The organism is Streptomyces flavusporus (assembly GCF_046267975.1).
Taxonomy (GTDB): Bacteria; Actinomycetota; Actinomycetes; order Streptomycetales; family Streptomycetaceae; genus Streptomyces; species Streptomyces flavusporus.
Genome location: NZ_CP176503.1, coordinates 4,853,204 through 4,873,983 on the forward strand (window position 1 = coordinate 4,853,204; position 20,780 = coordinate 4,873,983).

At 69.5% G+C, this 20,780-nt stretch carries 16 protein-coding genes and 3 pseudogenes; 11 read left to right on the top strand and 8 right to left on the bottom strand.

The window, feature by feature from the left end:
• The first annotated feature begins 192 nt into the window (after positions 1-192).
• The 5 genes from ACKTSN_RS23010 to ACKTSN_RS23030 all read left to right on the top strand — a co-directional run bounded on the left by ACKTSN_RS23010 (position 193) and on the right by ACKTSN_RS23030 (position 6,439).
• The gene (locus ACKTSN_RS23010) at positions 193-2,154 is read left to right on the top strand and encodes a VWA domain-containing protein (RefSeq protein WP_409470845.1); all 1,962 of its coding nucleotides are present in this window, start codon (positions 193-195) and stop codon (positions 2,152-2,154) included.
• 146 nt (positions 2,155-2,300) lie between these two features.
• The gene (gene metG, locus ACKTSN_RS23015) at positions 2,301-4,016 is read left to right on the top strand and encodes a methionine--tRNA ligase (protein ID WP_409470846.1); all 1,716 of its coding nucleotides are present in this window, start codon (positions 2,301-2,303) and stop codon (positions 4,014-4,016) included.
• Between the two features lie 171 nt (positions 4,017-4,187).
• Positions 4,188-4,553, top strand: coding sequence for a PH domain-containing protein (locus ACKTSN_RS23020; RefSeq protein WP_409470847.1), 366 nt, complete (start codon positions 4,188-4,190; stop codon positions 4,551-4,553).
• Between the two features lie 122 nt (positions 4,554-4,675).
• On the top strand, positions 4,676-4,978 hold the full coding sequence (locus ACKTSN_RS23025; RefSeq protein ID WP_409470848.1) for a hypothetical protein: 303 nt from the start codon (positions 4,676-4,678) through the stop codon (positions 4,976-4,978).
• A 60-nt stretch (positions 4,979-5,038) separates the two neighbouring features.
• Positions 5,039-6,439 (top strand): VCBS repeat-containing protein, encoded by a 1,401-nt coding sequence (locus ACKTSN_RS23030; protein WP_409470849.1) that lies wholly within the window; start codon positions 5,039-5,041, stop codon positions 6,437-6,439.
• A gap of 24 nt (positions 6,440-6,463) precedes the next feature.
• Here the strand turns inward: ACKTSN_RS23030 and ACKTSN_RS23035 are convergent, their stop codons facing one another.
• Both ACKTSN_RS23035 and ACKTSN_RS23040 read right to left on the bottom strand, forming a co-directional pair.
• Entirely contained in the window at positions 6,464-6,676 is a 213-nt protein-coding gene (locus ACKTSN_RS23035; protein WP_409470850.1) for a DUF397 domain-containing protein, read from the bottom strand.
• A complete protein-coding gene (locus ACKTSN_RS23040; protein ID WP_409470851.1) occupies positions 6,673-7,548 on the bottom strand; it encodes a helix-turn-helix domain-containing protein in 876 nt (291 codons plus the stop codon). The genes ACKTSN_RS23035 and ACKTSN_RS23040 overlap by 4 nt, the downstream gene beginning before the upstream one ends.
• A gap of 160 nt (positions 7,549-7,708) precedes the next feature.
• Here ACKTSN_RS23040 and ACKTSN_RS23045 point away from each other — a divergent pair.
• The 4 genes and pseudogenes from ACKTSN_RS23045 to ACKTSN_RS23060 form a co-directional block, all read left to right on the top strand.
• Positions 7,709-8,148 (top strand): annotated as a pseudogene (locus ACKTSN_RS23045) (ATP-binding protein).
• A gap of 708 nt (positions 8,149-8,856) precedes the next feature.
• Entirely contained in the window at positions 8,857-9,723 is an 867-nt protein-coding gene (locus tag ACKTSN_RS23050; protein WP_409470852.1) for a helix-turn-helix domain-containing protein, read from the top strand.
• A gap of 33 nt (positions 9,724-9,756) precedes the next feature.
• A pseudogene (locus ACKTSN_RS23055) lies at positions 9,757-10,068 on the top strand (helix-turn-helix domain-containing protein); the annotation flags it as partial.
• A 15-nt stretch (positions 10,069-10,083) separates the two neighbouring features.
• Positions 10,084-10,218: pseudogene (locus ACKTSN_RS23060) on the top strand (Uma2 family endonuclease); the annotation flags it as partial.
• A 184-nt stretch (positions 10,219-10,402) separates the two neighbouring features.
• Here ACKTSN_RS23060 and aspS read toward each other — a convergent pair.
• Positions 10,403-12,166, bottom strand: coding sequence for an aspartate--tRNA ligase (gene aspS, locus ACKTSN_RS23065; RefSeq protein WP_409470853.1), 1,764 nt, complete (start codon positions 12,164-12,166; stop codon positions 10,403-10,405).
• Positions 12,167-12,311: 145 nt separating this feature from the next.
• Here aspS and ACKTSN_RS23070 point away from each other — a divergent pair, with 145 nt between their 5' ends.
• On the top strand, positions 12,312-14,441 hold the full coding sequence (locus ACKTSN_RS23070) for a SpoIIE family protein phosphatase (protein ID WP_409470854.1): 2,130 nt from the start codon (positions 12,312-12,314) through the stop codon (positions 14,439-14,441).
• 1 nt (position 14,442) lies between these two features.
• Here ACKTSN_RS23070 and ACKTSN_RS23075 read toward each other — a convergent pair whose 3' ends face one another.
• From ACKTSN_RS23075 to ACKTSN_RS23095, 5 genes are all read right to left on the bottom strand, one after another.
• Complete coding sequence (locus tag ACKTSN_RS23075) at positions 14,443-14,793, bottom strand: nuclear transport factor 2 family protein (RefSeq protein WP_409470855.1); 351 nt, start codon at positions 14,791-14,793, stop codon at positions 14,443-14,445.
• 1 nt (position 14,794) lies between these two features.
• Positions 14,795-15,850: an AI-2E family transporter gene (locus ACKTSN_RS23080; RefSeq protein WP_409470856.1), complete on the bottom strand. Its 1,056-nt coding sequence runs from the start codon at positions 15,848-15,850 to the stop codon at positions 14,795-14,797.
• An 83-nt stretch (positions 15,851-15,933) separates the two neighbouring features.
• Complete coding sequence (locus ACKTSN_RS23085) at positions 15,934-16,911, bottom strand: pirin family protein (protein WP_409470857.1); 978 nt, start codon at positions 16,909-16,911, stop codon at positions 15,934-15,936.
• Between the two features lie 140 nt (positions 16,912-17,051).
• Positions 17,052-18,983, bottom strand: a complete 1,932-nt coding sequence (locus ACKTSN_RS23090; RefSeq protein WP_409470858.1) for a YncE family protein — start codon at positions 18,981-18,983, stop codon at positions 17,052-17,054.
• Between the two features lie 175 nt (positions 18,984-19,158).
• Positions 19,159-19,623 carry an SseB family protein gene (locus tag ACKTSN_RS23095; protein ID WP_409470859.1) on the bottom strand — a complete coding sequence of 155 codons (465 nt, stop codon included), beginning with the start codon at positions 19,621-19,623 and terminating at the stop codon, positions 19,159-19,161.
• A 179-nt stretch (positions 19,624-19,802) separates the two neighbouring features.
• Here ACKTSN_RS23095 and ACKTSN_RS23100 point away from each other — a divergent pair, with 179 nt between their 5' ends.
• Positions 19,803-20,657 (top strand): intradiol ring-cleavage dioxygenase, encoded by an 855-nt coding sequence (locus ACKTSN_RS23100; protein WP_409470860.1) that lies wholly within the window; start codon positions 19,803-19,805, stop codon positions 20,655-20,657.
• The last annotated feature ends 123 nt before the right edge of the window (positions 20,658-20,780 follow it).

Here is a 20,780-nt window from a genome sequence, read left to right on the forward strand (position 1 = left end):
TGAACTGGAGGTATCTGTAAGGAAGTTGCCGTGCTCGGGTGGACGTAACCCGCGAAAGTCTCGATGAAGACCTTGACGACGGAGGGCACCGTCCGTCGCCCCTCCTCAAGATCCCCATCCGGGGCCGCTAACCTTACGTGTCCGTCCTGGCCAGGAATTAACGGGCATCAACTCACGCGAAGGGTTGCGCATATGGGCATTCTCACTCTCCTGCGGAACGCATTCGGCCGGTCACGCAAGGGGCGTCCCGCCGAGGCAGAGGGTGCGGAACAGGTACCCACGCAGCCAGCGACCGAGGCGGTCACCCTCCCCAGCCCGTCCACGGAGCCGACCCCCACACCCCACTTCCCCGAACCCCGCCACGAACACGACCTGGTCTCGGCCGCCTTCGACAAGATCACGGTCCCGGGTCCGACACCCCCTGCGGAAGCGCCCCTTCCGGACAAGGGTGAACCAACGCAGGAACCGAAGCCCTCGGAGCACCCGGCACCCGAGCAGGAGCCGACGCCGGCCATGGAGCCGACGGCGGAGGAAGAGCCGACCCCGGCCATGGAGCCGACGGCGGAGCAGGAGCCTGCGCCGGTGCCGGACCCGACGGCGGAGGAAGAGCCCGCGCCGGTGCCGGACCCGACGGCGGAGCAGGAGCCTGCGCCGGTGCCGGACCCGACGGCGGAGGAAGAGCCCGCGCCGGTGCCGGACCCGACGGCGGAGGAAGAGCCCGCGCCGGTGCCGGACCCGACGGCGGAGGAAGAGCCCGCGCCGGTGCCGGACCCGACGGCGGAGCAGGAGCCTGCGCCGGCGACGGAGCCCACAGCAGAGGAAGAGCCCGCCCCGGCGACGGAACCCACGGTGACGGAGCCCACAGCAAAGGAGGCGGCGGAACCGGTGACGGAGCCGGCCCCCAAGCCGCACACGGCCGCCGACGCCGAGCCCCAGCCCGAGCCGGAGCCGGAGGCAGCCTCGGCCCCCGAGGCCGAGGCCACGCCGGAGCAGGAGCCCACCGAGGCCGAAGCCGACCCCCAGCCCCAGCCGGAACTCTCCGAGGAACCCGAGCCCACACCGGAGCCGGAATCAGCCCAGCAGCCGGAGCCGACCCAGCAGCCGGAGCCGGAAACAGCCCCGGTTCCGGAAACAGCCCCGGTTCCGGAGCCGACCCCGGAACCGCAAGCAGCCCAGCAACCGGAACCCACCCCGGAGCCCGCACCGGCTCAGGAACCGGAACCCACCCCGGAGCCCGCACCGGCTCAGGAACCGGAACCCACCCCGGAGCCCGCACCGGCTCAGGAACCGGAGCCCAAGCCGGAGCCGAAGGCGACCCAGAAGCCTGAGCCGACCCAGCAGCCGGAACCGGCCCCGGACCCGACCCCGGAGTCAAGCCCGCAGGCCGAGCAGCCCGCCCCCACCCCCGAACCCGCTGCCGCCAGCGGCGAGGACGCCCCACTGGGGTCACCCGCACCCGACGACGAAAGCCGCACGGGTGGTGCGGGTGGGAACGAAGACCCGGCCGAAGGCCGGGCCGTGCCCGTCCCCCCAACCCTCCGCACCGCCTACACCGCAGCCGCAACCACCCTCAAGACCCACAACCTCACCCCCACCACCGCCAAGATCTACCTCGTCCTCGACCGCTCCGCCTCCATGCGCCCGTACTACAAGGACGGCTCCGCCCAGGCCCTCGGCGAACAAACCCTCGCCCTCGCCGCCGCCCTCGCCCCCGAGGCCAAGGTCCACGTCGTCTTCTTCTCCACGGAAGTGGACGGCACCGGCGAACTCACCCTCACCGACCACGAGAACAAGATCGACACCCTCCACGCCGGCCTCGGCCGCATGGGCCGTACCAGCTACCACGCCGCCGTGGAAGAAGTCCTCACCCACTACGAAAAGTCCGGCACCGGCGACCCGGCCCTGGTGATCTTCCAGACGGACGGCGCCCCCGACGCCAAGACCCCCGCGACCCAGGCCCTCACGGCCGCCGCGAAGAGCCACCCGACCGTCTTCTTCTCCTTCGTCGCCTTCGGTGAGCACGACAACAAGGCCTTCGACTACCTCCGCAAGCTGAAGACCGACAACACGTCGTTCTTCCACGCGGGCCCGGCCCCGAAGGAACTCACCGACACGGAGCTCTACGAGGGCGTCCTCGCAAACTGGCGCCCGTAGCGCCACCCCGTAACCCGGCCGTCCGCTTCCCACCCCGTAAAACGGGAAGCGGGCGGCCCGCCCATGTCGGCTACGATTTCAAGGTTCCGAGACGACCAGAGAAACGACGATCGTCACCCCCTGTAACAACCTGGGAGCAGCCCGCGATGGCTCGACACCTCATCACCAGCGCCCTTCCGTACATCAACGGGATCAAGCACCTGGGCAACATGGTGGGGTCCATGCTCCCGGCGGACGTGTACTCCCGCTACCTCCGCCAGCGCGGCCACGACGTCCTCTACATCTGCGCCACGGACGAGCACGGCACCCCCGCGGAACTGGCGGCCAAGGAGCAGGGCCTGCCGGTCGACGAGTTCTGCGCCCAGGCGCACGGCGCCCAGAAGGCGGTCTACGACGGCTTCAACCTGGCCTTCGACTACTTCGGCCGCAGCTCCTCCCCCCAGAACCGCGAGATCACCCAGGAGATCGCCCGCGAGCTGAAGGCGAACGGCTTCATCGAGGAGCGGGCCATCCGCCAGGTGTACTCGAACGCCGACGGCCGTTTCCTCCCGGACCGCTACATCATCGGCACCTGCCCCCACTGCGGCTACGACAAGGCCCGCGGCGACCAGTGCGAGAACTGCACCCGCGTCCTGGACCCCACCGACCTCATCGACCCGCGCTCCGCGATCAGCGGCAGCAGCGACCTGGAGGTCCGCGAGACCAAGCACCTCTTCCTCCTGCAGTCGGCACTCGCCGGCGAGGTCGAGGCCTGGGTCGACGAGCGAGCCGACAACTGGCCCGTCCTCGCCTCCTCCATCGCCCGCAAGTGGCTCACCGAGGGCCTGCACGACCGCGCCATCACCCGCGACCTCGACTGGGGCGTCCCGGTCCCCGCGGACACCTGGCCGGACCTCGCGGCCGAGGGCAAGGTCTTCTACGTCTGGTTCGACGCCCCGATCGAGTACATCGGCGCGACGAAGGAGTGGGCGGACCAGGACCCGGAGAACCGCGACTGGCGCTCCTGGTGGTGGGAGTCGGACGCGAACGTCCACTACACGCAGTTCATGGGCAAGGACAACGTCCCCTTCCACAGCGTGATGTTCCCGGCGACCCTGCTGGGCACCCGCGCCCCGTGGAAGAAGGTCGACGTCATCAAGGCCTTCAACTGGCTGAACTACTACGGCGGCAAGTTCTCCACCTCGCAGCAGCGCGGCGTCTTCACCCACGACGCCCTCGAAATCCTCCCCGCCGACTACTGGCGCTACTTCATGATGGCCAACGCCCCCGAGTCGGACGACGCGTCCTTCACCTGGGAGCACTTCACGGCCACGGTGAACAAGGACCTGGCGGACACCCTCGGCAACTTCGTCAACCGCGTCCTGTCCTTCTCGAAGAAGCGCTTCGGCGAAGAGGTCCCGGCGGGCGCGGAGCCCGGCGAGGCGGAGACGAAGCTCGGCGAGGAGATCGCGCGCCTGCTCACCGAGTACGAGGAGCAGATGGAGGCCATCCAGTTCCGCAAGGCCGCGGCTGCGCTGCGCGCCCTGTGGTCGGCCGGCAACTCCTACCTGGAGGAGAAGGCCCCCTGGCTGGAGATCAAGACCAACCCGGAGGGTGCCGCCCTGACCCTCCGTACGGCGATGAACCTCATCCACCTCTACGCGGTGGTCTCGGAGCCCTTCATCCCGACCTCCTCGGCGGCCATGCGCTCGGCGTTCGACCTCAAGGACGACACGGCGACCTGGGTCACCAAGGAGGAGGCCAAGTCCCTGACCTCCGTCCCCGCCGGCACCCCCTTCACCGTCCCGCCGGTCCTCTTCGCCAAGCTCACGGACGAGGACCTGGAAACGTACAAGGAGCGCTTCGGCGGATCCGAGGAGTAGTCGTCCCGCTCGCGCACTCGGGGCCCAGGGCAGCGCTGCCGCCCTGGGCCCCGATGTGTATACCCCCTAGGCATACCCACCCCCAAGGCGCTATACATTCCGAAGATCATGTGAAGCCAGTGACTTACTGGGACATGACTGATTTCCCAGCCACATGTGGGGGGCACATCCATGGCACTTTTCGGCAACGCCAGCACCGTGGACCCGGGCAAGGCCACGCAGGACTTCGCGCGGCTGCTCGGGCAGGGGGAGCAGGTGCAGGCGGCGTACCAGCTGGTGCGTGACGTCATCATGTTCACCGACCGCCGGCTGATCCTGGTCGACAAGCAGGGCATCACCGGCAAGAAGGTGGAGTACCACTCGGTTCCGTACCGCAGCATCACCCACTTCGCGGTGGAGACCGCCGGCACCTTCGATCTGGACGCCGAGCTGAAGATCTGGATCTCCGGCACCCAGATGCCGATCACGAAGACCTTCACCAAGGGCGTGGACATCTACGAGGTGCAGGCGATCCTCACCCAGTACGTCGCGCGCTAAGCAGGTCGGGCGAAGTCCACCGCGGTTCGACAGCCCGCAACGGCCTGCAGAACACCTACCGGCGCGGCGACGGCGGCGCCGCCTACGACGCCCGCCTCGCCGCCCTGGACCTGCCCGCCTCGATGCGGGTCTGGGACGGCTCCGACGACGGGCAGATGCGCTACCGGATCAGCCACCTGCGCGAGCGGATCACGGTGTCCGAGACCAACGTCAAGAAGCAGAACGACGAGCTGCGGCGCAAGCTGGCCGCCGCCGAGCAGCGCGCGGCCAAGACGGCCGCACAGCTCGACGCCACGGCCAAGGAACTCGCCGCCAGCCGCAAGCAGCTGGCCGCCCTGGAGCGGCGCGTCACCGGCATGGAGAAGCGGGTCCTGGTCCGCCTCGGCCCGGCCCTGCGCCGCCGTACCCGCAAGATCACTGGATGATAGAGCGCGCACTGACAACGAAATGAGGGGGGCACCCATGTCCGCAGGCAGGAGAGGCAGTTGGGGCGCGGCGGCGTCGTCGTCGCCGGACTGATCGCGGGAACGTTGCTGCCCGCCGTACCGGCCGCCGCCGTGCACGGCGCGGTCCCCGGTGACTTCAACGGCGACGGCTACAAGGACGCCGTGCTGCCCGCACCGGGCACGAACGTGTCCGGCAAGGAGGCGGCGGGCGCGGTGGTCGTGCTGTACGGCTCGTCGTCGGGCCTTGCCGCGAGCCGTCGCAAGACGATCACCCAGAACACCGCCAGGGTGCCGGGCGCGGCCGAGGCCTACGACGGCTTCGGCACCGCCACCGCGACGGCCGACCTGAACCGGGACGGATATGCCGACCTGCTGGTCTCCTCACCCTTCGAGGACACGACGAAGGGCACCGACGCGGGCACGGTGACGATCCTCTGGGGCAGCAGCAGCGGGCTGTCGAGAGTCACCAACCTGCCGACGCCGAGCGACGGCCCGCGGCGCTACGGCCTGGACCTGGCCGCCCTCAGCACCGGCAGCGGGACGAGGACCCAGGTCGTCGTCGCCGGCTGGGACGCGTTGGTGCACGTCAAGGGCCCGTTCAGCAAGAGCAGCAGCGTCGGTTCCGCCGAGCTGAACCAGAACACCGCCTCCGTCGGGTCCGTCGCGCTCGGTGACCTCGACGGCGACACTGTGCCGGACCCGGCCGTCGCCACCGTCCGCCTGCACGACATCAGCGGCGGCGAGATCTACACAGAACTCGCCTACGGCAAGCAGCTCCGGGGCAACGGCCTCATCACCGCCACCGGCGACATCAACGGCGACGGCTACGACGACCTCGTGGCCGGTGACCCGGACGAGCCCAAGGTCGAGGGCAGGGACGGCACGAAGGGCGGCCGTGTCCTCGTCTGGTACGGATCGGCGGACGGCATCGCGAGCGACGTGCAGCCGGTGGAGATCACGCAGAACACCGGGGGTGTGCCCGGCGGGAGCGAGACGGGCGACGCGTTCGGCGCCGCCCTCGCCGTGACCGACCTCAACCGGGACGGGCTGGCGGACATCGTGGTCGGCGCGCCGTACGAGGACCTCGGCAGCACGCAGCGGGCGGGCATGGTCACCGTGATCCCCGGCCGCGCCTCGGACGCCCTCGGCACCGGCTCGTACGCCTTCACCCAGAACACCTCCGGCGTACCGGGCGGCGCCGAGACCGACGACTTCTTCGGTACGACGGTCGCCGCCGGGGACGTGAACAAGGACGGCAAGCCCGAACTGTTCGTCAGCGCCGCGGGCGAGAACAACTACACCGGCGGCGTTTGGGTCCTCCCCGGCGGCACCTCCCGCCCGACGGCCTCCGGCAGCCGCGTGTTCACGGCCCGCTCCATCGGCCTCACCCAGGCCAACGGCACACTCGTGGGCGGCAACGGACTGCTCGAGGTGATCTGACGACGGCGGGCTCTTCCCGAGGAGTCAGCTCCCCGACGCGTACGCCACGAAGTCCGCCCAGGCCTCCGGCGCCAGCGCGAGGCGGGGGCTGGCGTCCCGGTACTTGGAGTCGCGGACGTGGATGGTGCCGGGAGCGGTGGCCACCTCGACGCAGGAGTCGCCCTCGTTGCCGTCGCTGTAGCTGCTCTTGAACCACGCCAGTTCGGAGGCGTCCCCGGCGAAGGGCTTGCGGATCATGTTTCTCCCAGCAGTTGCTCAATGAAGGTCAGCGACTCCCGCGGCGGGAGAGCTTGAGCTCGGATGGTGCCATACCGCAGCTCAAGGACTCGTACCTGCCTCGGGTCGGAGACCGGCCGGCCGTTGAACGCGCCGTCGGAGCGTGCCGTCGCCGTACCGTCCGCGAACTTCAGCACCTCGATCCGGCCGTCCAGACCAGGGTGGTACTCGATGTGCGTCGGCATCACTTGAAGCGTGACGTTACGCAACCGCCCCAACTCCAGCAGAAGTTCGAGTTGTCGTCGCCAGACCATTGTGCCTCCGAGAGGCCGCCGCAGCAGTGCCTCTTCCAGCACGAAACCGAGCGCAGGTGCCGGGTCCCGTTCGAAAATCGACTGCCGGGCCACACGAGCGGCCACCAACCGCTCCACCTCCGCCTGCGAGTAAGGAGGCTGCCGCGACTCGAAGGCGGCACGAGCATGATCCGGCGTCTGCAGCAGCCCATTGATGCTGTTGCAGACGTAGACCCCGATCTCAACAGCCTTCGCCTCCATGTCGGCCAGATCCCTGACCTTCTTCGGATAGCGGACCTTCTCCACGTCCTCCTTCATCGCCGAGAGCAACCCACCCGCCCCCAACACCTCCTCCGCCCTGTCCAGATACTCAGGCCGAGGAATCCGCTTCCCACCCTCGATCTTGTAGACCATGTCCTCGCCGTACCCGACCGCCTTACCGAAGTCGGCGGCCCGCATCCCCACCGCTTCCCGCCGCAGCTTCAACTGCCGCCCGACAGTGGCGACAACCGCTACACCCCACTCGTCGTCCGGATCCACCTCCCACCCCGGCTCGTCCGCCTCGGTCCTGAGCCGCCGTACCTCGCCGTCCACCGACATGCGCGCCCCTCCTCCGTAACGCCGCCTCCTACCAGCTACGCCCTTACCCGTACGCACCGCCCCGACAAGCCCGTACACCACCGGACAACCCGCGGGCAGTCACCGTAAGCAACGGCATAGTCACTCCTCACGGTAAGCACATCCGACCACGCCGAGTGACGTGAATCAGAAACTCGCCGAGGCCACAGCACAGACCGCCCAACCCGACTGCCCCATCCGCAGCTTCAGCGTCCTGCTGTCCTCCACACCACGCGGCGCCCGCCTCGCACGCCTGCTCGCCACCGAGCAACTGCGCGCCTGGGACCTCCCGTTGGACTCGGCGGCGCACATCGTGGCCGAACTGGCGAACAACGCGGCCACCCACGGCCGCATCCCCGGCCGCAACTTCCAGCTCCTGCTCTACGTGATCGGCGAAACCTCCGCATCGAGGTCACCGACACGCGCGGTAACCGGCTACCGCACCCCCAACACGCCACCCCCGACAGCGAAGCCGGCCGCGGCCTGACCCTCGTAGACGCCTTTGCCGACCGCTGGGGAGTGACCCAAGGCCTACCCCCACGCAAGACAGTGTGGGCGGAGCGCGCAGCGCACCGTACGTGAACAAGCTGTCACAGCAAGTGAGTTCACCCGGTAACATCGAGATGTGACGCACCCGGTGGGTGCGTCCTCCCTTCACTCCGGGCCCCACCCTCGTCGGGGCCCGGCCCGACGAGAGCAGTCCCGGGACTGGGTAAAGGCCGCCTCACGTCGAAGGGAGGACGCCCCCACATGGGCGGTCACAAGGAGCAGAAACCGACTCTCGTCATGCGTCTGATCCAGCTCCTGCCGGAGCGGGCGGCGAAGTGCGCGAGGAGGTGGCTGCTCTGGTGGCTCAGCAGGTAGCCGGATGTCCCCATACCCAGTGGGGACATCCGACACGCTCTTGCTGAGCCCGGGCCTCCGCCTGGATTCTTCCCGGTCCGGTGCGGGGGCCCGCCTTGTCTCCCAGTACAGCACACCGGGTACCGGAGCTGCACCCGGACTCTCCAGACCTCCACCACCGAAGCCTGGCGCCCCACACTCCGGCCCGACCTGCGCTCCCTATGCACTGCCCACTGGGGAGAAAGCACCCCACCAAGCCCCACCCCTCCCTCCCGCCGGGCAAACTCACTCGCCTGGGTGAATATGCCCAACTCGGCTGGATTCGGGACTGGTTGCCTGCCTTACGCTCACCGCGACAAGACACAACCGCAGACATGCGACGGCCCCCGCCGGGACTAGCGATCCCAGTGCGGGGGCCTGACCACCGAGGAAGTTAGGCCCTTCCTGATGGACACCGAAAACCCTAGCGCGCCCCCGCGCGCCCAGTCCCGCATCCCGGGCAAAAACCACCCCCACGCGCGGCCACACTCCGGCGTCGTCCACGACAACGCCCGCCACACCGAGAACTTCACGGTGATCGGCAACTACCTCATCCAGCACCAGGAGCTCTCCCTGCTCGCCATCGGGCTGGCGTGCTACATCCAGTCGGTGCGACCGGGTACCGCCGTCGACATCAAGACCCTCGCCGACCGCTTCCCCGAGGGCCCCACCCGCATCGCCGCCGCCCTGCGTGAACTCGAAGCCCACGGCTACCTGCGGCGCACCCGCGAACGCACCCCCAGCGGCCGGATCGTCACCCGCACGGTCTCCTGCAACAAGCCCGGACACCGAACTGCCCCGGACGAAACCTCCACCAGGCCCGCCCGACGCACGGCACCGGACAAGCCACCTCCCCGCAAGCGCCTCCCCGCCGTACCGCAGCCCTCGTACACCTCCCCCGCCCTCCTCCAGACAGCCGTAGACGTCCTCGCCGGCCTCCGCCGCCACGACCCCCGCCTCCTCCTCTCCGCCACGGACGCCGAGCACCTCGCCCCGGGCGTCGCCTCCTGGCTGGAACGCGACCTCACCCCCACCGCCGTACGCCACGCCCTGACCGAGAACCTGCCGACGGAACCACTGATCCGCCCGGCCGCCTTCCTCGCCCACCGCCTGGCTGCACAGCTCCCGCCCTTGCCACCGTTCCGGCCCTCGGCGCCACCGGCCCCGGAGCCCAGACACCCGTTCCAGACCTGCGACGGCTGCGACCGCCCCTTCCGTGCCCCCGCCCCCGGCCGCTGCCGCGACTGCCGATCCGATCTCCCGGAGGCCGCCTAGTGATCTGAGTCGGAGATTCGTCGTTGGTTCTGTATGAGTCGTCCGGGTCCGAAGATTCCGCCGTTGTCGGTGACTGATGCCCAGCGGGCCGTGCTGGAAGGCTGGGTGCGTCGCCGCACGACGGCTCAGGCGCTGGCCCAGCGGTCGCGGATCGTACTGGAATGCGCCGAGGGCCATTCGATCATGGAGGTGTCGCGCCGGCTGCGGATCACTCCGGACACGGTCCGCACCTGGCGGCGGCGTTTCCTTGAGCGTGGGCTGGACGGCCTGTGCGACGAACCCAGGCCCGGCGTCCCGCGGAAGATCACCGACGCCGATGTCGAGCGGGTCATCGTCAAGACGCTGGAGGAGACGCCGAAGAACGCCACCCCCGAGGGCCCCCGCTACGCGACCCGCAAGGACTTCGTCTACGGCGAGGACGTCACCATCGGCGACTGGACCATCTCGACCGACAACCTGCCGCGCTATGGGAACAGGACCGGCGAGCAGCACTGAGCGGGTGCGACTGTGACCGGCGACAGCCGGCGTGTGGGAATCGAGGAGCGGGACGACGAGGAGATCGAGGCGGGACGCCAGCGAGCGCACCTGTCAGCACCATGAGTAAGGGCTGGGTGAGAGCCCTGCATACGAAAGTGGCCCGGAACCGACGTCGGTTCCGGGCCACCCGCGCTCAACAGGACTACTTCGGCTGCGGCTTGCGCACCGACAGGTGCAGCTCCTTCAGCCGTGCCTCCTCCAGCTCGGTCGGCGCGCCCATCATCAGGTCCTGGGCGTTGCCGTTGAGCGGGAAGGCGATGGTCTCGCGGATGTTCGGCTCGTCGGCGAGCAGCATGACGATGCGGTCGACGCCGGGCGCGATGCCGCCGTGCGGCGGGGCGCCGAAGCGGAACGCGCGCAGCATGCCGGCGAACTTGTCCTCGACGGTCTCCCGGTCGTAGCCCGCGATCTCGAAGGCCTTCAGCATGATCTCGGGCTCGTGGTTCCGGATCGCGCCGGAGGACAGCTCGACGCCGTTGCAGACGATGTCGTACTGCCAGCCCAGGATGTCCAGCGGGTCCTGGGTCTCCAGGGCCTCCAGGCCGCCCTGCGGCATGGAGAACGGGTTGTGCGAGAAGTCGATCGCGCCGGTCTCCTCGTCCTTCTCGTACATCGGGAAGTCGACGATCCAGCAGAACCGGAAGACGCCCTCCTCGAAGTGCCCGGCCCGCTTGGCGGCCTCGACCCGCACCGCGCCCATGATCTTGGAGACCTCGTCGAACTCACCCGCGCCGAAGAACACGGCGTGACCGGCGGCCAGGGACAGGCGCTTGGTCAGCTCGGCGACGTTCTCCTCGGTGAGGAACTTCGCGATCGGGCCGGTCAGCGAGCCGTCCTCGGCCACGCGCACCCAGGCCAGGCCCTTGGCGCCGAGCGAGACGGCGAAGTCACCGAGCTGGTCGAAGAACTTGCGGGGCTGCGCGGAGACGTCCGGCACCGGCAGCGCGCGCACGTGCTTGCCTGCGAACGCCTTGAACTCCGAGCCCTCGAAGACGTCGGTGATGTCGACGAGCTCCAGCTGGGCCCGCAGGTCCGGCTTGTCGGAGCCGTACTTCAGCATCGCCTCGCGGAACGGGATCCGCGGGAACGGGGACGTCACGTGACGGCCGTTGCCGAACTCCTCGAACAGCTCCGTCATCAGCTTCTCGACGGGCTGGAAGACGTCTTCCTGCTCGACGAAGGACATCTCGATGTCGAGCTGGTAGAACTCGCCCGGCGAGCGGTCGGCGCGGGCGTCCTCGTCGCGGAAGCAGGGCGCGATCTGGAAGTAACGGTCGAAGCCGGAGATCATCAGCAGCTGCTTGAACTGCTGCGGGGCCTGCGGCAGCGCGTAGAACTTGCCCGGGTGGAGGCGGGAGGGCACGACGAAGTCGCGGGCGCCCTCCGGGGAGGTGGCGCTGAGGATCGGGGTCGCCATCTCGTTGAAGCCCAGCGCCGTCATCTTGTGCCGGATCGCCGAGATGACCGCCGTACGCAGCATGATGTTGCGGTGCATGCGCTCGCGGCGCAGGTCCAGGAAGCGGTACTCCAGGCGCCGCTCCTCGTTGACTCCGTCCTCGGTGTTGATCGTGAAGGGGAGCGGGGCGGCGGCGCCCAGCACCTCCACCTCGCCGACCTCGATCTCGATCTCGCCGGTCGGCAGATCGGGGTTGATGTTCTCGGTGCCGCGGGAGACGACCTTGCCGTCGACCCGTACGACGGTCTCCTTGGAGAGCTTGTCCAGCGCCTCGTAGGCGACCGTGTTGGGGCGGGCGACGAGCTGCGTGATGCCGTAGTGGTCGCGCAGATCGATGAAGAGGATGCCGCCCAGGTCGCGCCGATTGTGCAGCCAGCCACTCAGCCGGACGTCGGTGCCGACGTCAGAGGCGCGGAGCTCGCCGCAGGTGTGGGACCTGTACCGATGCATCGTCGTTCATCCAGTCTTCGCGGATCGGGGCGTGTTTCACGTGAAACTTCTCCCCAGGGTACCGGCCACCCGTGACGGCCTCCTCACCATTAGGCACGTGCGACACCAGTGGCACCGTTCATTCACCTCTTCTTAGAGTGGGCCAATGCGCATTGGTGAGCCCCTTCCCGCTGTGGGGCAGGTCCTCGCCGCCCTCGCGACCGGCCTGTGGCACTGGGACACCGCCACGAAGCTGGTCACCGTGGACGCCGAGGCCGCTCGGCTGCTCGGGCTGCCCCCCGAACAGTCGACTCTGACCGAATCCCAGGCCCGGGCACGCCTCCACCCGGTCGACTGGAACGAGATCGTCAGCGTCATCGGTCTCGCCGTCGCCGAGCGGACGCTCGCCGAGGTGCGGGTGCGGATCATGGACGAGCGGGGCCGGGTGATCCGCACCGTGCGCAGCCGCTCCAAACCGAGCTTCGACCCCGAGCGCCGGGCGTACCAGCTGATCGGCACCCTCCAGGAGGTCACCGACCCGTCGCCGGGCACACCCGCGGGGCGCCGTGCGGTCACCGGCGACTGGCGGCGCTCCCGGGAGGCGTTCCTGCTGGACGCGGGCCGGGCGCTGGCCGAGGCGCGGTCCACGGAGGAGGTGCTGCGGGTCGCGGCCGGACTGTCGATGCCCGGTTTCTCACCGGACGGGCTCGCGGTGTTCGGCGTGGAGGCCGACCGGCTGACGGTCATCGGCCACCACGGCTACCGGCCCGGCGACGAGAAACGCTTCACGCACATGCCGGTGGAGACCGACTATCCGGCGGCCGAGGTGGTGCGCACCGGCCGGGCCGTCTACCTCTCCTCACCCGAGGAGTACAAGTCCCGCTATCCGCTCACCTGGCCGCTCGCCGAGCAGTTCGGCCGCCAGTCCTGGGCGTTCCTGCCCCTGAGCTTCGCCGGACGCACCATGGGCGCCTGGATGGCGGGCTTCGCCTATCCGGTGGCGTTCACCCCGGACGAACGATCCGTGCTGACGACGGTCGCCCGTATGCTCGCCCAGGCCCTCGGCCGGGCCGGCGCCGCCGAGTCGGAGCGGGAGCTCACCGACGGCCTGCAGCGCTCCATGCTGCCCACGCTGGGCCCCGAGATCCCCGGCATGAGCGTCGCCGCCCGCTACATCCCCACCGGCGGCGGACTCCAGGTCGGCGGCGACTGGTACGACATGATCCCGCTGCCCAACGGGCGCTTCGCCCTCGTCATCGGCGATGTGCAGGGGCATGACGTGCGGGCGGCCGGCCTGATGGGCCAGCTGCGGATAGCGCTGCGGGCGTACGCGGCCGAGGGCCACCGCCCGGACGCCGTGCTCTCGCGCGCCTCCCGCTTCCTGCACGGCATCTCCACCGTCGACGAGGACCCCGCCGACCTGCGCTTCGCGACCTGCCTCTACGTCGAGGCCGACCCCGCGACCGGCGTCCTGGACATCGCCCGCGCCGGGCACCCGGACCCGGCGATCCGGCTGGCGGACGGCACGGTGCTGAAACGACCGACGGCCGGCGGGCTGCCGCTCGGCATCGACCCGGACGCCGACTACCCCACCACGCGGTTCGTCCTGGAACCGGGCGAGACCATGATGATCTGCACCGACGGCCTCATCGAGACCGGCGGGCACGATCTGGAGTCGGGCTGGGTGCGCATCCGGACGGTCCTCGAGGAGCACAAGGGCGACGAACTGGAGGAACTCGCCGACGCCCTGCTCCAGGCCGTGCACGGGCCGTCCTCCCACCACACCGCCGGCCCGCTGGCCGACCGGCGCGAGGACGACATCGCCGTGCTGCTGCTGTCCCGGCAGGGCGATGAATACAGCTACGGCGACACCGTGACCGACCGGCGGCCGGCCGTGCGCCGCACAATGCTCACCGTCGCCCAGGACGAGCCGGAACGCGTCGCCGTGGCCCGGCAGGAGCTGCGGGACCTTCTGCACGACTGGGCCTCGGCCGACCAGGTGGACACCGCGGTGCTGCTGCTGTCCGAGATGCTCACCAACGTCCTCGTGCACACCGACGCCGACGCGCTCCTGGTCGCCGAGGTCACCGGGGGGCCGGCCGGGCGGCGGATGCGGGTGGAGGTCACCGACGCGAGCGACGACCTGCCGCACAAGCGCCGGCCCGGGGAGCTGGCGTCCTCCGGGCGGGGGCTGATGCTGATCGAGATGCTGGCGGACGCGTGGGGAGTGGACCCGCGGGGCGAGGGCAAGAGCACCTGGTTCGAGGTGTACGAGTCCGACGGGCAACCCGCCTGAGTCACTCCCGGCCGCCGAAGAAGACCCGCACCTCCCGGATGAGCCCGTCGCGTACGGTGATCGCCTCCACGTTGCGGTACCTCTCGCCCGTGGGGAGCTCGTACTCGTAGTACGCGAACACGAGCTCCGGATCCGCGGGGGTCACCTTCAGCAGCCGCTGCTGCCTGACCCGGTAGGCGGTGGGAAAGCACCGCTCGAAGAACGCGTCCTTGTCGATGTGGTCGTCCTGCGGGCTGGTGAAGGTGAACTCGTCGGCGTAGAGGAGAACGGCCGCCTCGCGGTCCTGCGCCCGGTAGTACCGGAACGCGGCCTCTACGACGGCGGCCGGTGTGCCGCCCGTGTGATCGTGCATGCTAGGTCTCCAACTGCTCCGGTTCGGGCGGCGTTTCGTAACGCGCCCGCAGCTCGTGCAGTACCCCGAAGGCGGCGGCGGTGAGCGGTACCGCCAGCAGCATCCCGAGGATTCCGGCAACGGACGCGCCCGCGGTGATGGCCAGCATGACCGCCGCCGGATGCATACGTACCGTCCGGCTCTGGATCATCGGCTGGAGCACATGCCCCTCCAGCACCTGCACGGCGAGCACCACCCCGAGCACCCACAGCGCGATGACGAAGCCCCGGTCGGCGAGCGCGACCAGCACGGCGACCGCCCCGGAGATGAAGGCGCCGAGGTAGGGGATGTAGGCGCCGACGAAGACCAGCGCCCCCAGCCCCACGGCGCCCGGCACGTCCAGGATCAGCAGGCCGACGGTGATGCACACGGCGTCGATGAAGGCGATGAAGGTGGTCCCGCGCATGAACCCCTCGACGGCCCGGTAGGCGCGCCGTGCCATGGCCTCCAGGGTGTCGGCGGTCCCGTGCGGGGCGAGCGCGCGCAGGGTGCCGGTGGCCCGGTCGGAGTCCCGTAGGAAGAAGAAGACCAGCAGCAGCGCCAGTACGGCGATGGCGATGGTCTCGCCGACGACGCTCACCCCGCTGATGACCCCGGAGGCGGCCGTCCCGCCGAACCTGCCCAGCAGTTCCCGCGCGTTGGCCGCCATGTCGTCCAGCGAGGTCCCGGCCGCCCCGAAGTGCTCGGCGAGCCCCCGCGCCGCGTCCCTGAGCGAGGCGATGATCTGGTCCCCGCTGTCGATCAGCGCCGCGACGACGATGTACACGGCCCCGCCGACCACCGCCACGACTGCGACACAGGTGAGCCCGGCGGCGACGGACCGGTTGACCCGGGCCTTGACGAGCCGCCGGTGGAAGGGCCCGAGCAGCGCGGTGCCGAGCAGCGCCAGCAGCACCGGCACCACGGCCGCCCGCAGATGGGCGCACAGCAGGATCCCGACGTACACCACCCCGGCGACGAGCAGGATGACGGCACACCAGGCGGCAAGCCGTCGCACGGGGTCGGGAAGCAGCTGCACCCATCCAGATGATCACGCCCCGGGCGGACTGTCCTGCGCGAACAGCCCGCCCGGGTGACATGGCGTCAGCAACCGGCTGAGGATCAGCCCTTCGGTCCGCTCTCCGTCATGCCGTGCACGGCCGGGATCGTGCCCAGGCGGCCCTTCTGGAAGTCCTCGAAGGCCTGCTGGAGCTCGTCGCGGGTGTTCATCACGAACGGGCCGTAGTGCGCCATCGGTTCGCGGATCGGCTGACCGCCCAGCAGGACGATCTCGAGGTCCGGCGTGTTCGAATCCTGCTGCTCGTCCGCGCGGACGGTCAGCGAGGAGCCGGCGCCGAAGACCGCCGTCTGGCCCAGGTGGATCGGGCGGCGCTCCGCACCGACCGCACCCTTGCCCGCCATCACGTACGCCAGGCCGTTGAAGTCCTCGCGCCACGGCAGGGTGATCTCCGCGCCCGGTGCAAGCGTCGCGTGGATCATCGTGATCGGCGTGTGCGTGGCACCGGGGCCCTGGTGGCCGTCCAGCTCACCGGCGATGACACGGAGCAGCGCGCCGCCGTCGGGGGAGGTGAGCAGCTGAACGCTGCCGCCGCGGATGTCCTGGTAACGCGGAGGCATCATCTTGTCCTTGGCCGGCAGGTTCACCCACAGCTGCAGACCGTGGAAGAGACCGCCGGACATGACCAGGTGCTCCGGCGGCGCCTCGATGTGCAGCAGGCCCGCGCCCGCCGTCATCCACTGCGTGTCGCCATTGGTGATGGTGCCGCCACCACCATTGGAGTCCTGGTGATCGAAGATCCCGTCGATGATGTAGGTGACGGTCTCGAAGCCGCGGTGCGGATGCCACGGGGTCCCTTTCGGCTCCCCAGGCTGATACTCCACCTCACCCATCTGATCCATCATGATGAACGGGTCCAGGTGGCGGTAGTTGATCCCGGCGAACGCCCGGCGCACCGGGAAGCCCTCACCTTCGAAACCGCTCGGCGCGGTCGTCACGGCGAGCACGGGGCGTGCCACGGCGTCGGCCGGCGCGGTCACGCGGGGCAGCGTCAGCGGGTTCTCGACGGTCACTGCAGGCATGTCGGTACCTCCTTGTGCTTCGAGTCTAGTTGAATATTGAACTTCCCGCCACCCGAAACGCCGAAGGCCCGGAGGACATTCCCTCCGGGCCTGCGCCGCTGCACGGTGCGTCGTCAGTGGCGTCAGTTGCGTCAGTTGCGTCAGTTGCTGAAGTACAGGTACTTCCACGAGCCGTACGTCGTGGAGTTCACGTTGTCGCCGGACGAGCCGTTGACGTACACCGAGCGCATCCGCGCCCGGATGCCCGACTCGCCCGGCGCCTCCAGGGACACGGCCGACTTGCCGTTCGTACCGAGCGCGAAGTACTGCGAGCCCGCCGAGTGCCAGGAGCCGTTGTAGTAGACCTGCAGGTCGAAGCGCTGCTGACGGCCCGGGTAGTAGGTCATCGTCGTCGTGAGCAGCGGGTCGGTGTTCTTGTGGAACCAGTAGTACGTGGTCGAGCCGATCTTGCCCGTCTTGTAGTGCCGGGAGACGGCGGTGGAGACCTTGACCCGGGCGTACGCCGTGACCTTCACGGTCTTCGGCTTGTAACGGGCGTCGCCCTTGAAGACCGCGGTGACGATGGTGTCCCGGGTCATGTCCACCCAGGCGGAGATGTTGCCGCCGGAGTCGACCTGCCCGACCTTGATCCGCTTGTCGGGCCGGTCGGCGCCGTACGGGTTGGCCCAGATCTCCACCGAGCGGTTCTTGTACGTCGTACCGAGGTGCGCGGTGAACCGGACATCGGTGCCGTAGTTGTAGAGCTTGCCGTTGTTGTTCAGGCTCAGCGCGGTCGAGGCGCGGGAGACCTCGACGTTGTCGGAGGCGCTGACCGCCATGTGCTCTGCGTCGCCCGCGTAGGAGACCTTGTACGTGACCTTGCCGCCGGCCGGCGGGGTGTCCGTGAAGGAGTAGGTGCCGTCGGCCTTCACGGTGACGGCCGGGAGCGCCTTGCCGTTGGGGCTCTCCAGGTCGGTGCGGGTGACCGCCAGCTTGACCCCGCTCGGCAGGGGCACCGTCGCCGACAGCTTGCCGGTGACGGTGAGCTGCTTGGCGCGGGTGGCCGTGGCCGGGGCGTTGACCGTAAGGGTGGGGACGTTGAGCGTCGGGTCGGTGAGCGCCTTGAGGGTGTAGCCGCTGCCGGTGCCGACCAGGGCGAAGACCCGCGCAGAGTCCGGGGACCAGGCCAGGTCGCCCGTGCCGTAACTGCTGGTGGTGTACGTGCGCAGCGGCGCTGTGGTGTTCGGCTTGTACACCGCCACCTTGCCGCCGGTCACCTGGGCGACCAGCCCGTTCGTGGCGATGTCGGCGCGCTGGCCGGACGGATAGGAACCGGCGGGTGTGAACCTGCCGTCCGCGTAGGCGTCCCGGTCCTGGCCGTTGACCAGCACCTGCGCGGCGCCGGGCACCAGGTCGATGTCCCCGATGCCGTCGTTCAGCGTGTAGTCGCCGTTGTGCCAGGCCACCTGCTGCGCGGTACCGCCGGACACGTCGAGGACTGCCATCGAGTCCGTGGACAGGCCGGTCTCGCCGACGGCCAGGAGACCGGGGTTGTTCGGGTCGGTGTCGAGGAGCGCCTGGCCCCAGACCTTGTTCGAGTACTGCCCGAGCGCCACCGGGTCGGCCCCGCTCGCCGGGTCCACGGCCGGGTCGACCGTACCGAGGTCGCCGTCCCACTGATCGCCGTACGAGAACCAGACCTTGCCGCCGGCGAAGGCCACGTACCGCGGGCCGGTGTTGGTGGCGACGGTGTAGCGGTGCTTGACGTCGAGAGTGGCCGGATCGAGGGCCACGATCTCGTGCAGGTCGGGCGCCGCCGCGTACAGGGTGCTGCCGTCGTCGGACAGCGCCAGGTCGGAGATCGCTCCGATGCCGCTCACCTCGTCGACGACGGTGCCGGAGTAGTCGGCGGCCACGATCGCCCCGGCCGTGCTGTCACCGACGAAGACACGCTGCAGGGCGCCGTCCACGACGATGCCGCCGGGCGAGCCGACCACGGCGGAGGCGGCCGACGCGGAGCCGGCCGACACGACGGTCAGGGCCGCCGAGCTGAAGAGGACCGCGAGCGCCGTCGCGGTCGAAGTGCTGCGCATGCGCACAGTGATGGAACCCCCACAGAAGAACCCGGTGTTCACCGGGAGACGAAAGCGCCGCGCGGCACCCGGCGGAAACGCGGAAACGCGGTGACGCACGGGGCGCGGCAGCCGGGGGCAGCCTATGGCATGGCTGTGACAATCAGGGAGGGGTTTCCGGACCGCCGGACGTCGACTAGCCGTACATCCGCCGCATCGCGAAATCGACCATCTCCTCGACCGCCTTCGCGTCGAAGACCATCCGGTGCTCGCCCTCCATGTCGAGGACGAAGCCGTAGCCGGTCGGCAGCAGGTCGATCACCTCTGCGCCGGTGATCACGAAGTACTTGGACTCCTTGCCCGCGTACCGGCGCAGCTCCTTCAGCGAGCTGAACATCGGGATCACCGGCTGCTGGGTGTTGTGCAGGGCGAGGAAGCCGGGGTTGTCACCGCGCGGGCAGTAGACCTTCGACGTCGCGAAGACCTGCTGGAAGTCCTCCGCGGACATCTGCCCGGTGGTGAAGGCACGCACCGCGTCCGCGAGCGAGGGCGGGGACGGCTCGGGGTACAGCGGCGCCTGCTGCTGTCCGTACCCGCCGGGCATCTGCTGCGGGGGGACGTAGCCCTGCTGGGCACCGACGTTCTGGTCGTAGCCGTACATGGGCGCAAGCGTACCGAGAGCGGCCGGGACGGCGGGCCGGTACGGGTGCCCCGGCAAACCGACAGTGACTCGACAGCGACTTGACAGCCGTCGCCCTGGCTTCCCACAGCTGCCACTCATAGCGTCGGTCGCGCCGAGGGGAGCACCGGAAGCGGCACCACACCAGCAAGGAGACAGCCATGCACCGACACCACGACGACGAGGTCCACGAGCACGACAGAGGGCTCTCGTACGACCTTCCCGTCCTCGCCCGCCGCCGCATGATCCGGCTGATGGCGGGCGCGAGCCTGATCCCGCTGGTGGGCTGCAGCTCGGAAGAGGAGACCTCGGCGTCCTCCCCTTCGTCCTCCTCGGCCGCCTCCGCCGGAAGCTCCTCTTCCTCCTCGTCCTCCTCGTCCGCCGAGTGCGCGACCATCCCGAACGAGACCGCCGGCCCCTACCCCGGCGACGGCTCGAACGGGGTGAACGTCCTGAAGGAGAGCGGCGTCGTCCGCAGCGACATCACCTCCAGCTTCGGCGACTCGGCCGGCGGCACCGCCGAGGGCGTGCCCCTGGCCATCACGCTCACCGTCGTCGACGCCGCCTCCGGCTGCGGTACCCCGAAGCAGGGCGCCGCCGTCTACCTCTGGCACTGCGACCGGGACGGCAACTACTCCCTGTACTCCGAGGGCGTCACCGACGAGAACTATCTGCGCGGCGTCCAGGAGACCGACGACAAGGGCCAGGTCACGTTCAGGAGCATCTTCCCGGCCTGCTACCCGGGCCGCTGGCCGCACATCCACTTCGAGGTCTACGGAAGCCTGGACGACGCCACCGCCGCCACCTCGATCACGAACACCTCCCAGCTCGCGCTGCCGAAGGACGTCTGCGACACGGTGTACGCCACGGACGGCTACAGCCAGAGCGTGCAGAACCTCGGTCGGCTCTCGCTGGAGACGGACAACATCTTCAGCGACGGCCACGACCAGCAGCTGGCCACGGTGACGGGCAGCGTCGAGAAGGGCTACACGGCGACGCTCACGGTGCCGGTGTGACCCGTCACAGATGACGGGATCGGGGTTGCGTCTTATTACTGGCGGGTAGCATCATCGTAGCTACTTGTTGGTACGTGAACTAGCGCGAGGATCCAGTGCCTCGCCGATCTCTCTACGGAGCCG

Excerpts from the sequence above, each read along its gene's own strand:
- metG (WP_409470846.1), top strand. The coding sequence starts at position 2,301 with ATGGCTCGACACCTCATCACCAGCGCCCTTCCGTACATCAACGGGATC.
- ACKTSN_RS23075 (WP_409470855.1), bottom strand. The coding sequence starts at position 14,793 with ATGCACGATCACACGGGCGGCACACCGGCCGCCGTCGTAGAGGCCGCG.
- ACKTSN_RS23095 (WP_409470859.1), bottom strand. The coding sequence starts at position 19,623 with ATGTACGGCTACGACCAGAACGTCGGTGCCCAGCAGGGCTACGTCCCC.
- ACKTSN_RS23035 (WP_409470850.1), bottom strand. The coding sequence starts at position 6,676 with ATGATCCGCAAGCCCTTCGCCGGGGACGCCTCCGAACTGGCGTGGTTC.
- ACKTSN_RS23090 (WP_409470858.1), bottom strand. The coding sequence starts at position 18,983 with ATGCGCAGCACTTCGACCGCGACGGCGCTCGCGGTCCTCTTCAGCTCG.
- ACKTSN_RS23010 (WP_409470845.1), top strand. The coding sequence starts at position 193 with ATGGGCATTCTCACTCTCCTGCGGAACGCATTCGGCCGGTCACGCAAG.
- ACKTSN_RS23025 (WP_409470848.1), top strand. The coding sequence starts at position 4,676 with ATGCGGGTCTGGGACGGCTCCGACGACGGGCAGATGCGCTACCGGATC.
- ACKTSN_RS23070 (WP_409470854.1), top strand. The coding sequence starts at position 12,312 with ATGCGCATTGGTGAGCCCCTTCCCGCTGTGGGGCAGGTCCTCGCCGCC.
- ACKTSN_RS23100 (WP_409470860.1), top strand. The coding sequence starts at position 19,803 with ATGCACCGACACCACGACGACGAGGTCCACGAGCACGACAGAGGGCTC.
- ACKTSN_RS23020 (WP_409470847.1), top strand. The coding sequence starts at position 4,188 with ATGGCACTTTTCGGCAACGCCAGCACCGTGGACCCGGGCAAGGCCACG.
- aspS (WP_409470853.1), bottom strand. The coding sequence starts at position 12,166 with ATGCATCGGTACAGGTCCCACACCTGCGGCGAGCTCCGCGCCTCTGAC.
- ACKTSN_RS23050 (WP_409470852.1), top strand. The coding sequence starts at position 8,857 with ATGGACACCGAAAACCCTAGCGCGCCCCCGCGCGCCCAGTCCCGCATC.
- ACKTSN_RS23085 (WP_409470857.1), bottom strand. The coding sequence starts at position 16,911 with ATGCCTGCAGTGACCGTCGAGAACCCGCTGACGCTGCCCCGCGTGACC.
- ACKTSN_RS23040 (WP_409470851.1), bottom strand. The coding sequence starts at position 7,548 with ATGTCGGTGGACGGCGAGGTACGGCGGCTCAGGACCGAGGCGGACGAG.